We start from the raw sequence: 21,050 nt of genomic DNA on the forward strand, positions 1-21,050 counted from the left end.
CCGCCGCTAGGCTGAGTCAGGCTTGGGCTTGTTCGGTGGCGACATGTCTGCCTCGAACAGCGAGGCGATCGGCACCTTCAGGCTGGTGGCCAATGCATCCACCATCGTCAACGTCGGATTGGCGCGGCCGGTCTCGATTCGGCTCATGTAGGTGCGGAACAGGCCGCAGCGGTGGGCAAGGTCCTCCTGCGTCAGGCCGGCCGCCAGCCTGAGCTGACGGACTCGCATCCCAAACTTGAACTGAACGCTCGCTCGCACGGCGGGACTGTCCCGTCCGTACACTCATTCGTACACACACTAATTCGCACATCTGGCGCCTGGATTCGGCGCCGCGCAGTGCGGTCTAGGGAAGATTCATGTTGAAGAACTCGCGCAAGCGCAGCCACTATCGGCTCGCTTTGGCCTGCTTCGGCCTTGCCGCCCTCTTGGGCCTGTCGGCTTGTGGCGGTGGAGGAGCGGAGCAGGGGGCGACGAGCACGGCCACTCCGGCGACGCCGACAGACCCCCGCGAAACCTCGGTCACGCCGAGCAGCACCGTGCGCTGGCAAGGGGGCGGTTTGGATCGCATCGGCCTGGCAGGCATCACCCAATCCAGCGACGGCGGCGTCTGGGCGCTGGGGGCGGAGAGCGGCCTGTATGGTCGGCCCTTCCTTCGCAAGATTGGTGGCGCCAACGCGTGTGGCGCCGACGGGCAACGCTTTCTGTCGGAGATCTATACCCGCTTCGAGCGGCGCCAGGGCCCGGTGTCCTTGACCACGGTGCAAGGGGGGCGCTTCTACGCGGCCTTCATCGGGCCCGGCACCATGTACGTGGCGCGCTTCGATGAAGCGACGTGCGCGGTGGACGCTAGCTTTGGTGATCAGGGAGTGGTTGGCATCCCGACCCCGGGACTGGTCACGGTGACGCACATCGCGCTGGAGCGCGATGGCCGCGACGGCGTGTTGGTCGCAGCGGCCATCCCTGGCCAGGTGCTCTTGCGCCGACTCACGAGCAATGGTGCCTGGGATAGTCAGTTCGGCACGAATGGCCTGGCGACCAACCCCAACGCGGATGGCTTTTCGGTGGCGTTGTTGGCCGTCACACGCAGTGGCGACATCTTGATTTCCGGAGCTACTGGTGTCGCGGTGGCTTACCAGCCGGCCATCTTGAAGCTGAACAGCATCGGCCTGCCAGTGACGGCGTTCGGGACTGGCGGCGTGCAGCGCTATCCCAGCTTGAGCCTTGGCACCGGGAACACGGACTCCCTGCTGATCGACGGTGACCGGGTGATTGCAAGCGTGGCGAGCGGCTCCTCGGTGGCGAGCTCGGACTTCAACTCCAACGACAGCACCGTCGCGGCTATCGACCCCCAAACCGGCCAGCTCAGAACGGAGTTCGGTACGGGAGGCTCCATGACCTGGGACTGGGGCTACAGCAGTTCCGACGCCACGGCCCGGTGGATGCCCAACGGACGCGGCGGCTACATCGGCTGCGGTCATGTGCTGAAGAGCCTGTTGCTGGGCCAGTCGGTGTCCCTCGTGGACATCACCGCCAACGGAAAACCTGACACCTCCGTCGGCTACCAGGGTCGGCGACTGATCGCCGGCACCAACGACGCCACCTGTGCGGGCCTGCTGCGAATGCCCGACGGCAGGCTTGTCGTCGCTGCAAACGACGGGGGCCAAGCCGTCGTCATGTTTTTTGACCGCTGAACCAACAACCGGACCATGAGGAGGCTACCCCTATGAAACAGACCCAGCTCATCGCGCAACGCCGACGCTTGTTGAAACTGGCGGCGGTGCCCGCAGCCCTGCTGTCGGCCAGCCCGGCATACGCGTTCCTCGACTGGATCGCTGAGAAGGCGGCGGAGAACCGCAAGAAGCGCTATGAGGCGATCCCCGACAAGGCGCTGATCGACGCGTTCTACGTGATGCTCGACGACGGAAAGAAGGAAGCCCTGGTGCCGGCTCTGGCGCAGGCGGGCTACCGCTTCAACAGCATGACGGTGGAAATGCTGGCCTTCTCCAGGCGGATGGACACCGACAAGCCTCTCGAAACCTCCAGTTCGCTGATGCGCAGCTACGTGCCGGACGCCGATGCTGACCCTGTGGCGGCGGTATACGCTGCCGTGTGCAAGGGCCGCGGCAACACCGTGAAGGTCTACAAGCCGGAGTTCGCGGGCAAGCTCAACGGGCTGTTCAATCAGCCGGTGGTGCATGGACAGCGGACGGCCGAATGGTTCGCGAGCGACCTGGCGTTCATCGAGTGGTCCCCTCAAGGCCGTGTCGTGAGTTTGCTTCTCCATGCCTTTCAGTCGAGCGTGTCGCTGGGCGAGATGTTGTACCGCCAGTCCCTGCTGCTCTTCGGGCCGGCGAATGCGCGCCACGTCGAGAACCGGATTCGCAACAGCGAGTTCGCTGACTTCGAGCTGCGCACCATGTGAGGCGGCCCGAGGCTGGCGGGACCTGTTACCCGGCCGGGCCGAGCCGGCGCGCTCCAGCACAGCTTGCCCGCGCTCGGAGAACAGCGGTTAATGATCAGAGGGGGTCCCGATGACCATGCCTACTGAACGATTGCGGTCGTTTCATTTCGCTGAAGAACTGCTGCGCCGCATCGCAAGCGATCCGCGGACGCCAGACATCGGTCGGCAGGAAGCGCATCGGCTGGCAGGATGTTTCCCGAATCAGCAGGAGCTCCTCGCCGGTCGCACGACTCCAGGGGCAACGCTCTCGCCGAGCCACGCAGAAGCCATCTTCGATGCCGGCGTCTTCTTGGCTCGGCTCAAGTGGCGGGATATCGTCGATGTCGAGACGCGCCTGCTTTTGCAGACAGTCCTGCGGCACTACCCCACGGCTCGGGACGGCTGGCATAGCGCAAGCCGCCTGCAGGCCGTACCTCTGAGCGAGATGTTCGCTGAATGGGACACGTAGAGCTTCGGGAATGGCCTGCCGCAGGAGGTTGATCCACTACGTGATTTCAGGTGCTCCGATCCGGTCCCGCGGCCAAGCAGTCGGCCCTGCTCTTAGATATGCTGTGCCATTGAAGCCCTTGGCGCATGCTTGATCTCAGGTACGCCTACGCGGACCTGGTTTTGCGAGGCATCGTTCGGGGCGACATCGCCGCGCTGACGTTGGGAGGCCGACATGCACGTTCTTCTCATCCTGATCCCGCTTGCCTTGGCCGTGACCCTTCCGTGCCTGATCCGTCGGGCACAGCTATTGGGGTTGCGGGATGCCATTCGGACCGGGCATCGGCTGGGTGTCGACTGAGCGCCGTCGAGTCGCCCCAGCGCCGATCAAACCGTCGCTCTCCATCAGACAGATTCGCGATAGACGGAGCTTCAATGCAGACCTTGCGCACCAAAGGCAAGACGGCGATCAAGTTCGTCACGCCCTCAGGCGTTGTGGCGGTGGTCGCCGCGCAAGCCTCCGATGAACTGCTGGCGGCCCTGCGACGCAAGCTCGAGCGAAAGTTGCAACGGTCAGGGCATGTGAAGCAAAAGGGCCGCGAGGCGGATTGAAGTCATGGTCGGTCGACCGGCTTTCCGAACCCTTCGTGGCCTCAAGCCGCATGGCACGAGTGCGCGGACCAGCCTCAATCGCCAAAAAGCTCACCGGGCCGTTCCCAGCTGATGATGGAACCAACAAACCGCGAAGCCCTCATGGCCTTCTTCGGGATCGCACGCCGCTGGCGGCTCGATCGGCGCGAGCAAGCACTCCTGCTTGGCGTAGCTCCTGCCGAGCTTGATCACATGGCCGGCGCAACTGGTGCGACAGTACTATCTGACGAGACGTTGGAGCGGCTCGGCTACCTTCTGAGAATCGACGCTGGGCTACAGGTGCTGTTGCCCATTCCTGAACGGGCCGATGCGTGGGTCCACGAGCCCAACGCAGCGCCGATCTTTGCGGGTGGATCTGCGCTCAGCCATATGGTGCGCGGCGGCGTCAGCAATCTGCGCGATGTGGCGGACCATCTGGCGCCGTTCCTCAGCGGCGACTTCTCTTGAGCAGGATGGAAGCGCTCCTGGTCAGTGGTCGTCAGACTCACACCCCCTAGTTGGCAGTCCGACTGACTTCGCGAGTTCATCTAACTGTCACATCGAGCGGCAACGATGAACTTCCGATGACCGTCTGCCCGGGAGGGCTGCGATGACTGAAGGTTCTAACCTGCGCCTGCACGTTGAGGCTGACATGCAAGCAACGCCGGACACCCTGTTGCCCGTGGCGCAGTACGTGCGAATGTCGACGGAGCATCAAAAGTACTCCACTGACAACCAGTCCGAGGTGATCGCGGCCTACGCGGATCTCCACAAGATGCGGGTCGTCCGCACCTACATGGATGCCGGCAAGAGCGGTCTGAATCTGCGTGGCAGGCCTGGCCTGCAGCAGTTGCTCGACGATGTGTGCACACCGCATCCGGGTTTTTCGGCTGTCCTGGTCTACGACATCAGCCGCTGGGGGCGCTTCCCAGACCCTGACGAAGCGGCGGTCTACGAGCAGACCTGCAAGCGCCGCGGCATTCGCATCATCTACTGCGCCGAGCAGTTCAAGAACGACGGATCGCTGTCATCCACTGTCATGGTGGGCCTCAAGCGGAGCATGGCGGCGGAGTACAGCCGGGAACTGTCCGTCAAGGTGTTTGCCGGCCATCGCAATCTGGTGCAGCGCGGCTACCGACAAGGCGGCGCGCCCGGATTCGGCCTGCGCCGACAGCTGGTCGACGAGCAACACAACATCAAGGGGCTGCTCTCGCGCGGAGAGAAAAAGAGCATCCAGACTGACCGGGTCTTTCTCGTTCCAGGCCCACAGGCAGAAATCGCGACGGTGCACCGCATCTATCGCCTGTTCCTGGAGGACGCGAAGCCCGAGCGCGTGATCGCCTCGCAGCTCAACCGGGAGGGCCTCGTCACCGACGCTGGCCGGCCCTGGACTCGAGGTACGGTGCATCAGGTGCTGACAAACGAGAAGTACATCGGCAACAACGTCTACAACCGCACCTCGTTCAAGCTGAAGGTCGAGCACAAACAGAATCCACCGGACGAGTGGATTCGCAAGGACGGCGCCTTCGAGGCCATCGTTCCCCAAGGACAGTTCTGGCAGGTTCAAGCCATCATTGCTCAGCGATCGCGCCACCTGGAGGACCACGAGATGTTGGCACTGCTCCGCCAGGTCCTTGAGCGCCACGGCGGGCTGTCCGGCATGCTGATTGACGAGGAGGACGGCCTGCCGTCCAGCTCCAGCTATCGGAGCCGCTTCGGTAGCCTGTACCGGGCCTACAGCCTTGTCGGCTTCCAGCCCCGGCGCGACTGCGCATACCTGGAAATCAACCGCGCGTTGCGCAGGTATCACCCCTCCGTCGTCCAGCGCGTCGCTCAGGGAATAGGCGAAGCCGGTGGGTACGTTCGTTCAGACGCGGTTACTGATCTGCTGACGGTCAACGAAGAGTTCACCGTATCGGTGGTCGTTGCCCGATGCAAACCCACACCGGGCGGCAAGTGCCGTTGGCTCATCCGATTGGACGCCAGCCTCGAGCCTGACGTCACCATCGTCACCCGGATGGACCCGGCCAATCGCTCGCCGTTTGACTACTACGTCCTGCCATCGCTGGACTTCGCCGCGTCCAACCTCCCCGACAGGGAAGCGAACGGCTTCTCACTCGACTTCTATCGCGTCGACATGCTCGATGACTTCTATGCGCTGTGCGCCAGAACACCCTACGCGGAGGCGGCATGACGAACACATCATCCCGGGTCGAGATGATCGCCATCGCGGCCATCATCGTCGCCAATCCGCGGGTCCGCAACGCAACACTGCACAAGGAGATCACCGACAACATCGGCCAAATCGGGCTGAAGCGCCCCATCTCAGTCAGGCGGATCACCGAGGGCGAAGGAGCGGGCCAGTTCGCGCTGATCTGCGGCCAGGGACGGCTGGAATCCTGCAAGGCTCTCGGCCAGTCCCACATCGCTGCGCTCATTGTCGATACCGACGAGGAAACCGGGCACGTCATGAGCCTCGTCGAGAACATCGCCCGCCGCACGCCGCGCGCGAGCGAGATGCTCGAGCAGGTTGGCGCTCTCCGCGGCAAGGGCTACTCCGATGCTGAGATCGGCAAGAAGATCGGCTGTACCGCGTCATGGGTGAACAACGTCGGAACGCTGCTCGAGCGCGGCGAGCGCCGGCTGCTTACTGCGGCAGAGGCGGGCCATGTTCCGCTACACGTGGCCGTCCAGATCGCACGCGCCACCGACAGTGAGGCTCAAGAACTCCTGCTTGAGGCTTACAACCGGGGGGATCTGAAGGGCCGCAAGGTGGCAGTGATGCGGCGCATCCTCGAGAACCGTGCGCGCAGCGGCAAGCGGCACAGTCCCGAGATCTACGGCCGGGGCGGCTCAGGGCACAAACGCATGACGCCGGAGGAGCTGACCAAGCTCTACCAGCGCAATGCGGATGAGCACCGGCGAATCCAGAAGCGTGCCGAACATGCCCAGTCCACCTTGACCATCGTTCAGCAAATCTTCAAGGAGCTGCTGGCTAACGTGGACTTTCGCAAGCTGCTCAAGGCCGAAGGTCTGACCAGCATGCCGAAGCCGCTGGCAGAGGTGGCAAAGAAGTCGGGACTCGTTTGATGGACAAGCCCGTTAAACCCATTCGCCTGGGCTTCGAGCTTGACTGCCTGGAAGTCCCGCTCCACCTGATCCATCCCGGTCGGGTGATGCCCGCAACGCTCAAGGTCAGCACCAAGTACAAGCAGGTCAAGTCATCGCTGGCAGAGATCGGTCTGGTTGAACCGCTGGTCGTCATCCACCATCCCGGAGAACAGGGCGCGTTCCAGATCCTCGATGGCCATCTCCGGCACATTGCCTTGGGCGAACTCGGTGTCGACCGCGCGCTGTGTTTGGTTTCAACGGACGACGAGGGCTATACCTACAACAAGCGCGTGAGTCGCCTGTCGGTGGTTCAGGAACACAAGATGATCGTCCGGGCGGCAGAACGCGGTGCGTCGGTGCCACGTCTTGCCGCTGCGCTCAACGTCTCAGAGCAATCCATCACCGACAGCTTCCGGATGCTGGAGGGCATCTGCGACGAAGTCGTGCGCCTGCTGGCGGACAAGCCTGCCGGCCGCACGATGTTTGGTGTGCTTCGCAAGATGAGCCACTTCCGGCAAATCGACGTCGCCAGAACGATGGTGGGGCTTGGCAACTACTCCGTGAAGTTCGCCCAGGCCATGCTCCAGCACACGCCGCCCGACCAGTTGGCGCCTGACACGAAGGTTGTGGTGCCACGCTCGGGTGCCACCGAAACAGTGCAGCGCCTCCAGCGCGAGCTGGCCGCCATGCAGGCTGACACCAAGTTGATCGAGGACAGCTACGGCGACCTTGCGCTGCAGTTGGCCATCATCAAATCCCACATCAAGTCATTGCTGGACAACGTCCACGTCGTCCGCTGGTTGGCACGGTTTAACAACGACTACCTGCAGCAGCTTCAGCTGGTTGCAGAACTCAAACGCCTGCCCTCCGAGTAGCTCCCGACCCGACACCATCGGATACCTTGCAGGAAGGATTCACGCGGACGACGCACTCCATCCGCTGAACCTCTCATCAAGCGTTGGCAACGCAATCTGTCTGCGACTGCTTGCGCTTCGCCCATCGGCAGCGCGCCTTTTGGACCGGCCCCAGCGGTGTAGCCACTGACCAAGGCGATAGGGGTCTTCGACGTCTGGACGCGTCAACGCTCGCGGTGCGTGACAAACCTGCCCGAGAGTTGAAGGTGTTGAAGATCGAAAGCTGATAGGCCGCGCTGGCAGCCTAGTTGGACTTCGATGTCGACTGCGAGGGATGCACGTACCCTGGAGCGACTGCCGCGTTGGATATCCCGTACAGGGCAAGCGGGTCGGGGACCTGGCCGATTCGGTGACTGATGTGGATCCAGACGACGTCAAGGCCTTTCGCTTCAGGACCGGAGCACTTGCGCCCGGAGCGGAGCTGCCCGATGTCGTTGATGCACTCGAGAAATGGTCCGCCGATGGTCAGCACATCTACGTGTTTCGCACAGAGGCGTCGCCGAAGGTGGTCAGCTCGATGCACGGTGCCTTCGAGGCTGCCAAGAAAGCCAAGAACGGCGAGAGGGCCTATGCGCGCCTCTCCAAGCCGAGCCCCGTCTTGTACGTCGGCGGCTCGGTGAGCCTGCGGACCAGGGTTGTCCAGCACCTTGGCTATGGGAGCAAAAGCGTCTACGCCATGCAGCTGGCCTACTGGGCGTCGCCTGCGGATGTCGAGGTTGAGCTTCTGGTGGCCAAGTACCGGCGTGATATCCATGCGGACGTCATCGGCGCGCTCGAGGATTCGCTTTGGACGCAGCTGCAACCAATGTTTGGGCGCAAAGGGCGCAAGTAGCTGCGCGGCAGCCTGATTCCAGAGCAGCTGGTTGTTCGCTTCGATAGTGTTTTCCCGCGCTGCATTGACCCAGGTCGGGCGCGCAGTCAGACTGATTCCAGGGAGAGGTCGATATGAGAATAACTTTCAGTCTGCACGCTGCGGCGTGGAATGGGCCAGGTTCTCGTTCCCATCTTGGAGAGCCCGTCCTTGGCCGAGCAGGGTTCCTGAGCCTGCTCGAGGTTCACCTGGGGCTGAGCGGGCCGCCTGTCGTAGGCGCCCGCCGTGTTGCTGCTTACCTGGTTGCCCTGCGAGCCGTCGACGGCGAAAGGCGGTTCTATCACCGCAGCCTGGACGCGGACGAGATGGGCACGGCGGCAGCCTTGCTCAAGTGGCGCGACGGGTGGCGGCTCGCCGGCTGGGACGGCAAAGCAGGCGATGAGTGGCCTCAGCGGCTTGCGGACATGGCGGCCGTGGAGGCTGTGGCCGCTCGCGTGGCGCCGGGGGAGGGCGAGAGGTTGGCTTCGATTGCCGAGCGGCTCGCCGTGCGTCGGGTCCCAATCGGAAAGGTAGTCATCCTTGAGCCTATTGAGGCCTTCCCGGCCCGCTGGCGTGACGTACTCGAGTTGCTGACCTTCGAGGTGGCTACGCCCCTGGAAGCGGCGGCGGAAGGAAATCTGGGGCTGCTGCAGACGCGCTGCATCGAGGCGGCAGCCGCCGGCGCCCTGGTTCCTATCGACGAGCTGGTCGCCGACGCGTCGGTGGTGGTGATGCGACCGCTCAGCAGTGAAATTGCCGCGCATTGGCTCGCCGAAACCTGCCATGCCGAGCCGACGATCTCACGGATGGTCGTTTGCGATCAAGAGGTGGCTGGAGCAGCTCTGGACGAGACGCTGCAAGGCTCCGGGTTCCCAACTTGTGGTTTTAGCGAGGCCAGCACCTTGCGGCCCACTGTGCAGGCCCTGCCCCTGGCGCTCGAGACACTTTGGGATCCGATTGAGCCTGTGCGTCTGCTGGACTTCCTGATGCATCCCGTTGGGCCGCTGCCGACGAGGGTGCGGCGTCTTCTTGGGACCGCGTTCTCCGAGCAGCCGGGCATCGGAGGCCCAGCCTGGACACAGGCGCGGCAGGAGATTCGAGATGCTGATGGGCCGGATGTCGACCATCAAGTGACGCAGTGGCTTGAGGAGACGCGGTACGACCGGGCCGCCGGTGCGCCGCTTGAGCGCGTGATGTCGCGCGTCGTCGGCCTTCGAGATGCCCTGCAAGGCCGCCTTGCGGCTTCAGCCGCGAGCGAGGACCAGAGTGGCAAGGCCGACTTGCTGATGGCTGTGGCCCAGTGCTCTGCTGTGCTGGATGGCCTTTCCGAGCTGAAGACCTCAGCGTCCGACAAGGTGAAGCCGAGGCTGTTGGAGCAACTGATTGCGCTGGCGACGGCCGACGCCGGCAACAGCCTGGCCATGGCCCAGGTGGGGTGCGTGGCGAGCGCCTCCTCTGTTGCGGCTTGCGCCGTCGAGCGGGCCGACGAGGTTGTGTGGTGGATGCCGGGCAAGCCGGTGCTGCCAAATCCGCTGCCTTGGTTGCAGGCGGAGCTTGACGCCTTGGCATCGGCCGGAGTGCGACTGGCTGACTCGGCCGCTGAGATGGCGGCCATGACGTCCCTCTGGATCCGACCGGTACTTGCTGCGCGCAAGCGCCTGGTTCTGGTCCTGCCGCCCGAAGGAGAGGAGCTCCATCCGGCCTGGCAGCTTCTCAAGGTCTTGGCGCCACAGCTCGAAGTTGGCGTCCTTGAGCTCAACGCCGCAGGCAAGGTGGCGGTCAACGCGAAGGAGCTGGTGCCTGCGAGGGGCGTCTGGAAGTTCGACGAAACGGCGGCGTGGCGCTCCAGCTTCCCGGCACCGACGCGGCGGGAAGCACAGTCTTACTCGTCTTTGGACACTGCCTTCAACAACCCGGCGCTGGGTGTCCTGAAAGATGCGGCTGCCTTGCGTGGCGCCAAGACGGTGTCTCCGGGCGATGAAGGGCGCCTGCTCGGAACCCTTGCGCATCGACTGGTGCAGATCCTTCTGCAGAACCCTGACGCGCTTGGTTGGGATCAGAAGCAGCTGGACGATTGGTTTGAACCCATGCTGGAGGCGTTGCTTGTCGGCGAGGGCATGCCGCTGTTGGCGCCTGGCAGTGCCGTCCAGCACGCCCAGTTCAAGTCTGCTGCGCGAAATGGCATCTGGTCTCTGCTGTGCTTCCTACGGGCAGCGGACGTGGTCAAAGCGGAGCCTGAGCGCAAGTTGAAGGGGACCAAGGGAGACCTGAGCCTGCTGGGCGACACGGACCTGCTGCTGCATCTGAAGGCAGGCGGGACGGCTGCCCTTGACCTCAAGTGGTCTCGTGCAGGGCGCTTCCGCGACATGCTTGAAAGCGGTGAGTTCCTGCAGCTGGCGCTCTACGCCCACATGATTCAGGAAGAGACCGGCGCCGCGCCTAAGGCCGTGGGTTATTTCACCTTCCTGGACGGGCACCTTTCGACTCTTACGCCTGGTGTCTTCGGAGCGAATGCGCGTGTGGTGGTTCCTAAGAACGGGGAAACACCTGCGCAGCTGGTCACGATGGCCAAGGCTTCTTGGGACTGGCGCGTCAAGCAATGGCAGGAAGGCGTGGTGGAGGTTATTGCCGACGATCTGGACCCAGGGCCAACTGAGCCTGCAGCGGGGTGCTTGCCGTTGCATTCGCTGGGTGACTGGAACACTGACTTTGAGCGCCTGTTCGGGCAGCGGGAGGGCGAGCAATGAGCGGCGCAGGTTTGAACGTTGAGTTTGTTCGTGCCGGTGCCGGCAGCGGCAAGACCACCTATCTGACGGGCCTGCTTGCCAGCCGCCTTGAGGACGGCAACGCGCGGGCTCCTGGCGTCATTGCCACGACCTTCACCGTTAAGGCGGCAACCGAGCTGCGAGAGCGAGCCCGGGCAACGCTTCTGAAGAAGGGGCGACTGGATCTGGCCGCAGCGGTGGGGCAAGCCCGTATCGGAACCATCAACAGCGTTTGCGGGCAGCTTATCCAGCGGTTTTGCTTCGAGCTTGGCGTGTCCCCTGACCAGCAGGTCCTCGACGAGAAGGAGACGTCGAGGATCGCCAAGATTGCCGTCGAGGGCGTGCAGAGCTCAGATGAACTGAGCCGCCTCCTGGTTGTTGCTCAGCGCTTGGGTATCGGCCAGGCCGGACGGGGAGGCAAGGTGGGGCCGGAGCAGCGTAGTGAGAAGGCCATCTCCGACAACATCCGCTCGCTGATGAATGCAGCTCGGGAAAACAACCTCTCGCCGGCTGAGCTTGCGGCCATGGGTACTATCAATGCCGAGAACATGCTCAAGGCGTGGCCGGCGCCTCAGGCGGGGCTGAGCGCAGGTTTGGTGAAGGAGCTGAACACGGCGCTGGTGCAGCTACAGAAAGTCCAAGCCGCAGGAAACAAGACGGACGTCCTGGCTACGGCAATCAATCGATGCCAGGACGCGCTCCAGCCTTTGGCAGACGACAGCCTTCCGTGGGGCGCTTGGCATTCGCTCGCTGATATCAAGCCGGGTGCCAAGCAACGTCCTCTCGTCGAAGACCTGCAGAAGGTCGCGAACCAACACGGGGCGCATGACCTGTTCCATGAGGACGTTCGCGTCTACCTCGAGCTGGTCTTCGGCATCGCCAGCCGAGGCCTTGCGGCGTTCGAGGCCGCCAAGCGAGAGATGGGCGTAGTGGACTTCACCGACCAGGAAGTTCGCCTTCTGCAGGGTCTTCGCGAGAGCGAGGTCGTGCAACAGGCCTTGCGCGAGGAGCTCGACCTGGTGCTCGTCGACGAGTTCCAAGACACCAACCCGCTGCAGCTTGCCATCTTCATCGAGCTCGCGAGGCTGGCCAAGGCGTCGGTCTGGGTCGGCGACCAGAAGCAGGCCATCTATGGCTTCCGAGGCACCGACTCTTCGCTCATCCAGCAGGTTCTGGACTCTGTCGAGAAGTGGGGCGGCAAGCTCGGCGCTCCGCTGTCCGACTCGTGGCGCTCGACCCCGGCGTTGGTGAAGCTCACCAACGAAGTCTTCGTTCCCGCCTTCGCGCCGTCACCGGCCGCTGATGTCGAGCTTGCCACCAAGCGCGAGCCGATCCCGGACCATGTCGATGTCCTGAACTGGTCGTTTGAGGCGCCTCCTAGGAAGCACCTCCATGTGCCGGCGCTCGGTCCGGCCCTGTCCAAGCTGCTCGCGAGCGGCATGAAGGTGTTCGACAAGGAGTCGAGAGAACTCAGAGCCGTGCAGCCTGGCGATGTCGCGGTACTTTGTAGGTTCAGGAACACGATCGGTGAGGTCGTGGGCGCACTGAATCGCTGGGGAATTCCTGTGGCAGCGGAGCGCCCGGGGTTGCTGTCGACCGCCGAAGCGCAGCTGGTTGTTGCGTGCCTGAGGCGCCTGCACGACCCGGGTGACACCGTGGCCACTGCGGTCATCACCGGCTTGACCGAGGCATTGGAGCCGGAGCAGTGGCTGCACGACCGCCTTCAGTTCTTGGCGGATGCGAAGCTCAACGACAATGGCAAGTGGGAGCCTCCACTGAGCTATTGGAAGGTGAAGGGCGCCGGCGCTCTGCCGCTTCTGCAGCGCCTGGACAGCTTGCGTTCCAAGCTGATCTCGCTCACGCCCTTCGAAGTGCTGCGCATGGCCAAGGCAGAGTCGGGTGTTGTCCACCGCTGCCACAGCTGGTCTACCGACGATCGGGCAGCGCAAGTGCGGGTGGCCAACGTCGAGGCGCTGTTGCTACTCGGAAGGCAGTACGAGGAGGAGTGCCTCAGTTCCGGTCTGCCGGCTACGCTGAACGGGTTGCTGCTGTGGCTTCGCAAGCTGGAGGCTGATGGCGACGATGGGCGTGCCGCCGCAAGCCATGGCGCGGTTGAGGTGATGACCATTCACGGCGCGAAAGGCCTGGAGTGGCCGGTCGTGGTCGTGATGGGCTTGGATCACGAGCACCGAACAGACCTCTGGAACGTGCGCGCTCGTACTGTTGGTGACTTCGACGCCGCCGCACCGCTTGCCAACCGCTTCATCCACTACTGGCCGTATCCGTACGGCGCCTCTAAGGCGAACAAGGTGCCCCAGGCCCAGGTTGCCCAGGAAACGGAGATTGGCGCTGCCATGGACGGTGCCGCGCTCAAAGAGAACATCCGCCTGCTGTACGTGACCTTGACCCGAGCGCGCGACCAGCTCATCTTGGCCTCAAAGGCGGCGGATGAGCCGCCGCTTGATTGGCTGCAGGAGGCCGGGGCGACCGGCAAGCTCTGGGCGCCCACGGGTAAGCGGGACGTCGGCGGTGTCGCAGTGGGATTCGAAGCGTCGTTCATCTCGGTCGACGACGCGTCGGCGGATCCTCCTGTGAAGGGCAAGAGCGAACTGCAGTTCTACCCGGTGCGCGCTCCTCAGGACCACCCGCCGCTCTGGGTGACACCAAGTGCTGTGTATGCCGACAAGTTCAAGGACGGGCCTGTTGCCGACATTGGCGCGCGCATCAACGTCGTCGCTGGTGCCAACTTCGCGTATGTCGGCTCAGCACTTCACAGCTGCATCGCTTTCGCCGTTGCAGATCCCGACAAGGGCATCGGGCTGGATGACGTTCGCGACATCTTGGAGCGATGGGGCGTTGCTGCAGCGCTCGATGCCCAGGAGGCACTGAGCCAGGTGAAGGCGTTCTCGGCTTGGCACCACGCCAGGTGGCCTGGCGCCACCTTGACCGCTGAGGTCCCGTTTGAGGCTGGAAGGGCAGATGGGTCGATTGCGCGAGGGCAGATTGACCTGCTGCTGGATACGCCGGAGGGTTTCATCCTGTTTGACCACAAGGCGGATCCTCGTGGCGTTGGTGAGCTCGACCGCTTGGCCAAAGCCCATGGTGGCCAGCTCGCCGAGTACGCGCAAGCCGTTCAGACCACCTCAGGACGGCCGGTGCTGGAGCGATGGCTCTTCCTGCCGGTTTCGGCCAAGGCAGTGCAAATCGTCGATGCGTGAAGACTGATGCGTCGGTCAGCCAAGTCTCAGCAGAACGGGCGTGATACGCACGCATTTCAATTCGGGATGAACGATCGGGGGCAGCGAATGAAAAGAATCGGTGGCAAGCACGGAGATCTTGCGGCCGGGGCGTATGACCAAGCCGAAGCTAAGGGCGCCATCGTGATAGTGATTGACGGCAAACTCGGCCCATGCGCGTCTGTCGTCGCGGAAGCGGAGATGTCCTTGATGGACGACGCGGCCGCCACACTAGCCGAGGAGATTGCGACGCGCACGGCTCGTCGAAACCGGGGCATTGGACTCGCTGAATGCAGTCTTTCGGCAAGCAGCGCCGAGGACCGGAGGACTGCCGGCAAAGTGCTTGTGGTTTCCTGCATTGACCACCTCGAGACGAGCGGGCGGGATGCACTCCGATGAGTAGCTGGGGATGGGTTGACTTTTCGTCGGAGGATAGAGCGCGGATGCGAAACGTCCTTGCCGCCGTGCAGGACAAGGGAACGCTGGACGAACTCGGAATCGGCCAGCTTCGTGACCTCTACTCAGAGCTGCTCTTCCCAGGGTTCTCGACCATCCAGACGCGATCGCGCTACTTTCTTGCGATACCGAAAATACTCAGGGATTGGGCCGATCAGACGCCAGCGGTGCGTAGGCGTAAGCCGTTGGTGAGCTACCTCCATGAACAAGAGGATAGGCTGACCCGGCATTTGGTCGAAAGCTACAGGTCGCTCGGCCGCAAGCCTGAGAACGTTATCGGGCATACCGTCGTGGACAAAGGTGGCGTGCAGCGTCGACCTTCGTCTACATACTGGAATGGCTTGCGGACTTTTGGCCTCGTGCGGGGCACGCAGTCGCTCGCGGAGTTCTGCCGGGAGTGGAATCCTGAAAGCAACCTGGCGCGCCGGGCCTCAAGCGACGATGGGATAGACGACAAAGACCACCTGCACACCGCCGTGATGCGGCCACCGGACTCAATTGGAGATTGGGCCGTTGGGCTGACCCTTGATTTGACGAGCGACGAAGCGTCTTTCTTGGCTGGATGCTTCAAATCTGGAGGCCAGCGAGGAGTGGCAGTGGTCGGCCAACTGCTGCAAACCAAACAGGTCGCGGGCGCTTTGCCTTGCGAGACCTTCGAAGCCCTCGCTGCATGGGCACGCAAGAACTCCCGGCTGGATCCGCGGTGTGCGGGGTTGATTGAGAAGGCTTGGCGCTTCAGTCTGGCCGTTGAAGGTGCACACATTGTCTTCAACCGTTTGATGGCTTCACGTCTTAAGCATGCCCCCTTGCAGACCTCCACGGCGCTCAAGTGGAAGGATTGGCGCGAGAGATGCGAGAGCGAACGCGTCTTTCATGCCACCGCGGTTGCTGAATGGACCGACGTGCTGACGCTCATCGACCGTCCTGTGCACTTGAAGTGCGAAAACTTCCTCGCTACTTGGAATCAGGCAATGTGTGGGAAAGCGGCTAAGAAGGACGTTGACGGAATCATCGAGCAGCGCGCGCTGGATACAAAGGGGCCAAGGTCGCTGCTGCGGCGTTGGCATGGTCTATCAAAGGCCGATTGGTTCGGTATGGAGGCACTGGACTATCGCTGGGGTACGGCGCGAGCGATGATGCGAGACATCCAAGGTGCTTCGAAATGATGGATCCCGAGAAGAATCGGGTCGACTACGGGGAGCAGCTCAACCCGCCAGCTGGGTATGAGCTGCATTCAGCGCTCGCAACAACCTACTCGCTCGATCTTGAGACTTTGGCGTGTGCAACGTTGGCGCTCAGCCTCGGGCAGACGTTCGAAGATGACGTCGGGTCCGAGAAACTAGCCTTGCTGGAGTCCATTGATCGCTTGCGGTCAAAGCTGCTGGTGTTTCATAACGCGTCGAGCGTCCATGTACCACCAAAGTACAGCACGCTTTATGCATTGCTTGAGCCGCTCCTTATCCCGGTTGCTGGCAGCAGTGCCTTCTCCGCCTTTCACCCAAAGTTGTGGCTGCTGCGCTTCACGCCGTTGAAAGGTGGTGAGGATTCGTTCAGGATCTTGGTGCTTTCGCGCAACCTTACCTTCGATCGCAGCTGGGACGTCGCAATGTCACTGGACGGCGTGCAGGAGAACAGGTCACGAGTTCTCAATGAGCCGCTGGTCGGGTTCCTACGTCAACTTCCCGCGCCGGGTGATGCTGCTGAGTGCCTAGAGGAGTGGTGCGATGCTCTTGGACGCGTTCGCTGGAGTGAACCAGAGGGCTTTCATTCACCGACGTTTCTGCCTGGTTTGCCGGCTTCTGTGCCGTTGAAGCTGGATACCGACTTCGACGATGTTCTAGTTGTTTCCCCGTTCGTGGACGCCGACGCGGATGGCCTCCTGCTTGCGCTAGGAGCACGCGCTCGTCGGGACAGAATGCTTGTCAGCCGCGGCGATACGCTCGACCGAATCGGCAAAGAGCGACTGGAGGGCTGGAACTGCTACAGCATCCCCGACTCGATCATCGACGGCGATGACAGTTTGGAAGACGGCGAGAGCATGCTTCACGACCTTCACGCGAAGATGATCGTCGCCACGCAGGGGCACTCAGCCAGTTGGCATCTCGGCTCCGCCAACATGACAAACGCGGCCTTCGGTAAAGGAAATGCGCCTCCGCGAAATTTCGAGTTCATGTTGAAGGTGAACGTGTCATCTCGCTCGGCTGGGGCTAAGGCTTTGGAGCGGCAATGGTTTGACGCGGGTCTGATCCGTGTGCACGAGTTCTGCGAGCCATCGGCGTTAGACCCGGAGCAGGAAGCGGCGGTTCGAAGGCTGGCCCACGATCTGGCTGCGATCGCCTGGCGGATGACTGCTGAGGTAGGTTCAGATGGTGCTTACACCGTTCGCATCGAGGCGCCTTCGGCGCCGCCCGTTCCGGCGGGGCTGGAAGTCACCATTTCGCTACTTTGCCGGGCGTCCGAGCAAGCACTCAGCGCTCAGATTGAGTGGGCTGGCGTTCGGCTCTGCGAGCTCAGCGCGTTCATTTCGGTTCACATCCGATCCAGCCGCATTCAACCATCGGCGTTGCTGCAGGCTTTCGCGGTCAAGACGGATCTGACCTCGTCGATACAGGAGGCGCGACGGGAGGCGGTTTTCCGCGAGGTGATCTCCACGCCGCAGCGGCTACTCAGCTATTTGGCCCTGCTGGTGGATCCTGGGGCTACCAAGGGCAAGTGGCGTCGGGCCGAGAAGAGGGAAGATGATGACGGTGGCGGTGTGTTTGGTTTTGACGGCAGTGGCGGGCTCTACGAGCAGCTGTTGCGCGCGTCTGCCCGAACGCCTGCGCGTATCAGCCGTGCCGTGCAAGTAGCCGATCGCGTCGAAGCCCAGGGCATGAAGCTGCCAGAGGGCCTTCGAGAACTTCTTTGGTCTTTTGAACGGGCAATTCAGGAGCAGCAAGCGTGAGTGGAGCAGTTGAGAAGCTCACGCAGATGTTGGCCGGCCTCACAGACTTCCAGGAAGCGACAGTCGAGTCAGTGGTGGCCCAGTTTCGCAAGCAGACCGCGGCTAGGCTGCTCGTTGCTGATGAAGTCGGCCTAGGTAAAACTGTCGTGGCCCGAGGCGTCATCGCTCGGTTGCTGATCGACCGGCTCAAGGCAAACCCTGGGGGCCCGCTGCGGGTGGTGTATGTGTGCTCCAACCGGGCGTTGGCGCTGGAGAACGTCCGAAAGCTGGCGGTCTTCAATTCGGAGGACGCAAAGCGCTGGATGCGACTGCCGTCGTTCAACAGGCTCGCCGAGCTAGGCCTAGCTCGCTCTGGTGATCACCGGGACACGGGTCATCTGCTGGAAATCTGCGCGATCACTCCGGGAACCTCGCTCGCGCTGAATCAAGGCCATGGCGATGCTCTAGAGCGCTACATCGTCTGGCAGGCTTTGAAGCGTGATGGCTACGTCAAGGACGACGATGCACTGGAGGCGTTCTTCAGCAAGGATGTCAAACGCTGGGCGGATGTCGGAAATGACGTTGAGAGAAAGGCGCTCCACCTCGTAAAGGGCTCGTTGGATCGATTTCGGCAGAGCATCTCAGGCACTCCGATGCTGCCAAAGAGGCTCGGCGCAGCCTTGCTCGGGACCGAGGTGAATCTACGCTCGTGGCGTACGCTGCTTGCATCAGCTATCGAACTGCACGCGCGGGGCGTTTCATCTCGGGCGCACGTCGACCTGATTTCATTCATGCGGGCAAAGGTGCGTGCCCTGTTCGTTGAGGCGTGTGTCGACAACCTACAGGCGGACCTTTTCATCTTGGACGAGTTTCAGCGATTCAAGGAGCTGCTCGATCCGGACCCTAGTGAAGAGGCTGGACAGCGTGAGGATCAGGCGATCGCCCGCGAAGTCCTTCACCGTGATGGTGACCATCACACGCTGCTGCTGTCTGCCACACCCTTCAAGGCGCTGACGCATGTGGGCGAGGACGAGACCGGCGCGGCCCACGCTGTGGAGCTGCAGAAGCTATTCGGATACCTCACGCGGTCTGATGCCAAGTTCGCCAGCGCATACGAAGCTCTTCGAGAAAAGCTCCTTGCTCAGCTGCTTGAACTTCCTCAGAGCCCCATCGAATCGAACAGCTTGGATAGCAGCTCGAAGCGGCGGCTCCAGACGCTTCTACGACGCGTAGTCTTCAGGACTGAGCGCGACCAGCTACTTGCCGAAGAGCGGGTCACTCTGCAGGACACCAGCCATGCCAGGCTGTTGCCAACGCTCAGTGAGATCCGCGAGCACGCGGTACTTGATCGGATCGGTGAGGCCCTAAAGGCAGTCTCGGAGCACCCGGTTGGCATCGACATGCTTCAACTCTTCAAGAACGCGCCGTACGCCCTGTCTTTCTCCGGCCCATATGCGGTTCGCGAGCTACTGCAAACCTACCGCCGCGTTGAGCCCGTAGCTTCCGCTTTGGCGGCATCGGAAAGGGCCTGGATACCGGTCGAGAAGCTAAATGGCTACGCTCTCGACCTGACTCATGAGCCCGCAAGCGCTAGGTTCGGTGAGTTGCTTGAGGCGGCGTTACCTGCCGGTGTGGAGGAGCTGCTGTGGGTGCCACCCAGTGTCAGCTACTACAAGCCTGAGGGAGCCTTTGCACGAACTTCGCAGTTCAGCAAAACGCTGCTGTTCTCCGGCCTAGTTATTGCCCCGCGCGCTCTAAGCAGCCTTGTTTCGTACGAGTGCGAGCGTCGATTGCTCACCAGAACCCGCAAGTCCCGCCGCCGCTATTTTGAGGACCGGGCGCAGGGGCATGGACCTCTCGCGTTTGGCACAAACTCGATATCGGCGGCATTTGGGCTTGTGTACCCGAGCTTGCGCCTCGCAGAAGTGGTTGAGTTCAAGCTTGGTGAGAGCTTGGCAGAGCTTAGGGCGCGAGTACGACGGAGCCTCGATAGCGAGCTCAAGGAATTGGTGACCACGTATGGCAGCGTGAAGAAGAAGCGTGGCGTCCGCTGGTACGTGTTGGCGCCGCTTTTGCTTGATGCTCCAGAGGCTCGTCAGGCTTGGTTTGACCAAGTTGAGGGGAGCAAGCAGATTGCCGCAGCGCGGCAGTATGACGTGCGGCAGATTGCTTCGTGGCTTGACGACTCAGAATTGGATCTAGGACCTCCGCCGGACGACCTGGTCGACTATCTGGTTGACTTGGCTATTGCCGGCCCCGCAGTCTGTGCGCTTCGCGCGCTGCGGACGCCTGCGCCCTCTCAGTCGGAGAGGGAAGGCGAGATGGCGACGGCCTGCGCGTTCTCGTTTCTAACGCGGATGAACCGTTGGGAATCTCAGCGGGCCATCGAAGTTTCCTGTAGCAAGCTCAAGCCATGGATCGCGTTGCCCAGGTACTCGGCGCAAGGCAACTTGCAAGCAACCTTCGACGAGTACTTCCACCTGCTTCGCGGACAAGGAAACTCCAAGGATGAGCTGGTTGAAGCCTTCACGCAGGCGTTGAGCGTGGGCGCCTCATCCGTCGTCGCTCAAACCCATTTGCCTCCTCGCTCTGGCGACACCAAGAAGTTTGATTGTTCGTTCCACTGCCATGTGGCGGTGCCTCTGGGCAACCAGAACATCACTGACCAGAAGGGCGTCAGCCGGGTGGTGAACGTTCGGGCGGCATTTAACTCGCCGTTCTGGCCCTTCCTTTTGAACTCGACGTCCGTCGGACAGGAAGGTCTGGACTTCCACTGGTACTGCAGGCGCGTGGTTCATTGGAGCCTCCCCGCAAACCCCATTGACATTGAGCAACGAGAGGGAAGGGTTAACCGATACAAATCCCTTCTGGTCCGGCAGCGGCTGGTCAAGTTCGTTGAACCACCTTCCCAAGTGATTCATCCTGTGGACCTCTGGGGAACACTGTTCTCTCAAGCAGCGGCTAGGCGAATGTCAGGCACAGACTTGGAGCCGCTGTGGCACGTGAACTGCAACTCCCCAACGCTTGAGCGCGTGGTGCCATCAGTCGGGTTCGGCGCGGAGCAGTCCAGGCTGCCCCAGTTGCTTAGAGTGCTGTCGCTATACCGGCTGTGCTTCGGTCAGCCACGACAAGAGGAACTGCTGGCTTCGCTTCTGAAACACGAGTATTCGGTCGACGATATACGGGAAATCAAGCGCGCGCTGATTATTGAGCTGGCGCCGATCCTGCAGATGCAGTCGCGCTATGACTGTTGATCCGTCGAGGCTCGCGGCGGGTGA

15 protein-coding genes are annotated in these 21,050 nt (G+C 62.3%); 14 read left to right on the forward strand and 1 reads right to left on the reverse strand.

Translation table 11 applies throughout. From position 1 onward, the window contains the following. Window positions 1–6: 6 nt before the first annotated feature. Window positions 7–228, reverse strand: a complete 222-nt coding sequence (locus AC0IZJ_RS08550; RefSeq protein ID WP_471848605.1) for a helix-turn-helix domain-containing protein — start codon at window positions 226–228, stop codon at window positions 7–9. Between the two features lie 128 nt (window positions 229–356). Here AC0IZJ_RS08550 and AC0IZJ_RS08555 point away from each other — a divergent pair, with 128 nt between their 5' ends. The 14 genes from AC0IZJ_RS08555 (at window position 357) to AC0IZJ_RS08620 (ending at window position 21,026) form a co-directional block, all read left to right on the forward strand. Beyond that, the gene (locus AC0IZJ_RS08555; protein ID WP_471848607.1) at window positions 357–1,691 is read left to right on the forward strand and encodes a hypothetical protein; all 1,335 of its coding nucleotides are present in this window, start codon (window positions 357–359) and stop codon (window positions 1,689–1,691) included. 32 nt (window positions 1,692–1,723) lie between these two features. Next, on the forward strand, window positions 1,724–2,422 hold the full coding sequence (locus tag AC0IZJ_RS08560; protein WP_471848609.1) for a hypothetical protein: 699 nt from the start codon (window positions 1,724–1,726) through the stop codon (window positions 2,420–2,422). Window positions 2,423–2,531: 109 nt separating this feature from the next. Then, window positions 2,532–2,909, forward strand: a complete 378-nt coding sequence (locus AC0IZJ_RS08565; protein ID WP_471848611.1) for a BPSL0761 family protein — start codon at window positions 2,532–2,534, stop codon at window positions 2,907–2,909. A gap of 413 nt (window positions 2,910–3,322) precedes the next feature. Further along, window positions 3,323–3,499: a hypothetical protein gene (locus tag AC0IZJ_RS08570; protein WP_471848613.1), complete on the forward strand. Its 177-nt coding sequence runs from the start codon at window positions 3,323–3,325 to the stop codon at window positions 3,497–3,499. 111 nt (window positions 3,500–3,610) lie between these two features. Next, window positions 3,611–3,985 (forward strand): antitoxin Xre-like helix-turn-helix domain-containing protein, encoded by a 375-nt coding sequence (locus tag AC0IZJ_RS08575; protein WP_471848615.1) that lies wholly within the window; start codon window positions 3,611–3,613, stop codon window positions 3,983–3,985. 184 nt (window positions 3,986–4,169) lie between these two features. Further along, complete coding sequence (locus AC0IZJ_RS08580) at window positions 4,170–5,711, forward strand: recombinase family protein (RefSeq protein ID WP_471849307.1); 1,542 nt, start codon at window positions 4,170–4,172, stop codon at window positions 5,709–5,711. Further along, window positions 5,708–6,607, forward strand: coding sequence for a ParB/RepB/Spo0J family partition protein (locus AC0IZJ_RS08585; RefSeq protein WP_471848617.1), 900 nt, complete (start codon window positions 5,708–5,710; stop codon window positions 6,605–6,607). The genes AC0IZJ_RS08580 and AC0IZJ_RS08585 overlap by 4 nt, the downstream gene beginning before the upstream one ends. Next, the gene (locus AC0IZJ_RS08590; protein WP_471848619.1) at window positions 6,607–7,503 is read left to right on the forward strand and encodes a plasmid partitioning protein RepB C-terminal domain-containing protein; all 897 of its coding nucleotides are present in this window, start codon (window positions 6,607–6,609) and stop codon (window positions 7,501–7,503) included. Before AC0IZJ_RS08585 ends, AC0IZJ_RS08590 begins: the two co-directional genes overlap by 1 nt. Before the next feature lie 397 nt (window positions 7,504–7,900). Then, window positions 7,901–8,374 (forward strand): GIY-YIG nuclease family protein, encoded by a 474-nt coding sequence (locus AC0IZJ_RS08595; RefSeq protein WP_471848620.1) that lies wholly within the window; start codon window positions 7,901–7,903, stop codon window positions 8,372–8,374. A gap of 113 nt (window positions 8,375–8,487) precedes the next feature. Further along, a complete protein-coding gene (locus AC0IZJ_RS08600) occupies window positions 8,488–11,139 on the forward strand; it encodes a PD-(D/E)XK nuclease family protein (RefSeq protein WP_471848622.1) in 2,652 nt (883 codons plus the stop codon). Further along, entirely contained in the window at window positions 11,136–14,375 is a 3,240-nt protein-coding gene (locus AC0IZJ_RS08605) for a UvrD-helicase domain-containing protein (protein WP_471848624.1), read from the forward strand. The genes AC0IZJ_RS08600 and AC0IZJ_RS08605 overlap by 4 nt, the downstream gene beginning before the upstream one ends. A gap of 413 nt (window positions 14,376–14,788) precedes the next feature. Beyond that, window positions 14,789–16,015: a DUF6361 family protein gene (locus AC0IZJ_RS08610; protein WP_471848626.1), complete on the forward strand. Its 1,227-nt coding sequence runs from the start codon at window positions 14,789–14,791 to the stop codon at window positions 16,013–16,015. Further along, window positions 16,012–17,793: a phospholipase D family protein gene (locus AC0IZJ_RS08615; RefSeq protein ID WP_471848628.1), complete on the forward strand. Its 1,782-nt coding sequence runs from the start codon at window positions 16,012–16,014 to the stop codon at window positions 17,791–17,793. The genes AC0IZJ_RS08610 and AC0IZJ_RS08615 overlap by 4 nt, the downstream gene beginning before the upstream one ends. After that, window positions 17,790–21,026: a helicase-related protein gene (locus AC0IZJ_RS08620; protein WP_471848630.1), complete on the forward strand. Its 3,237-nt coding sequence runs from the start codon at window positions 17,790–17,792 to the stop codon at window positions 21,024–21,026. The genes AC0IZJ_RS08615 and AC0IZJ_RS08620 overlap by 4 nt, the downstream gene beginning before the upstream one ends. The last annotated feature ends 24 nt before the right edge of the window (window positions 21,027–21,050 follow it).

Source organism: Roseateles sp. AC306 (genome assembly GCF_979253795.1).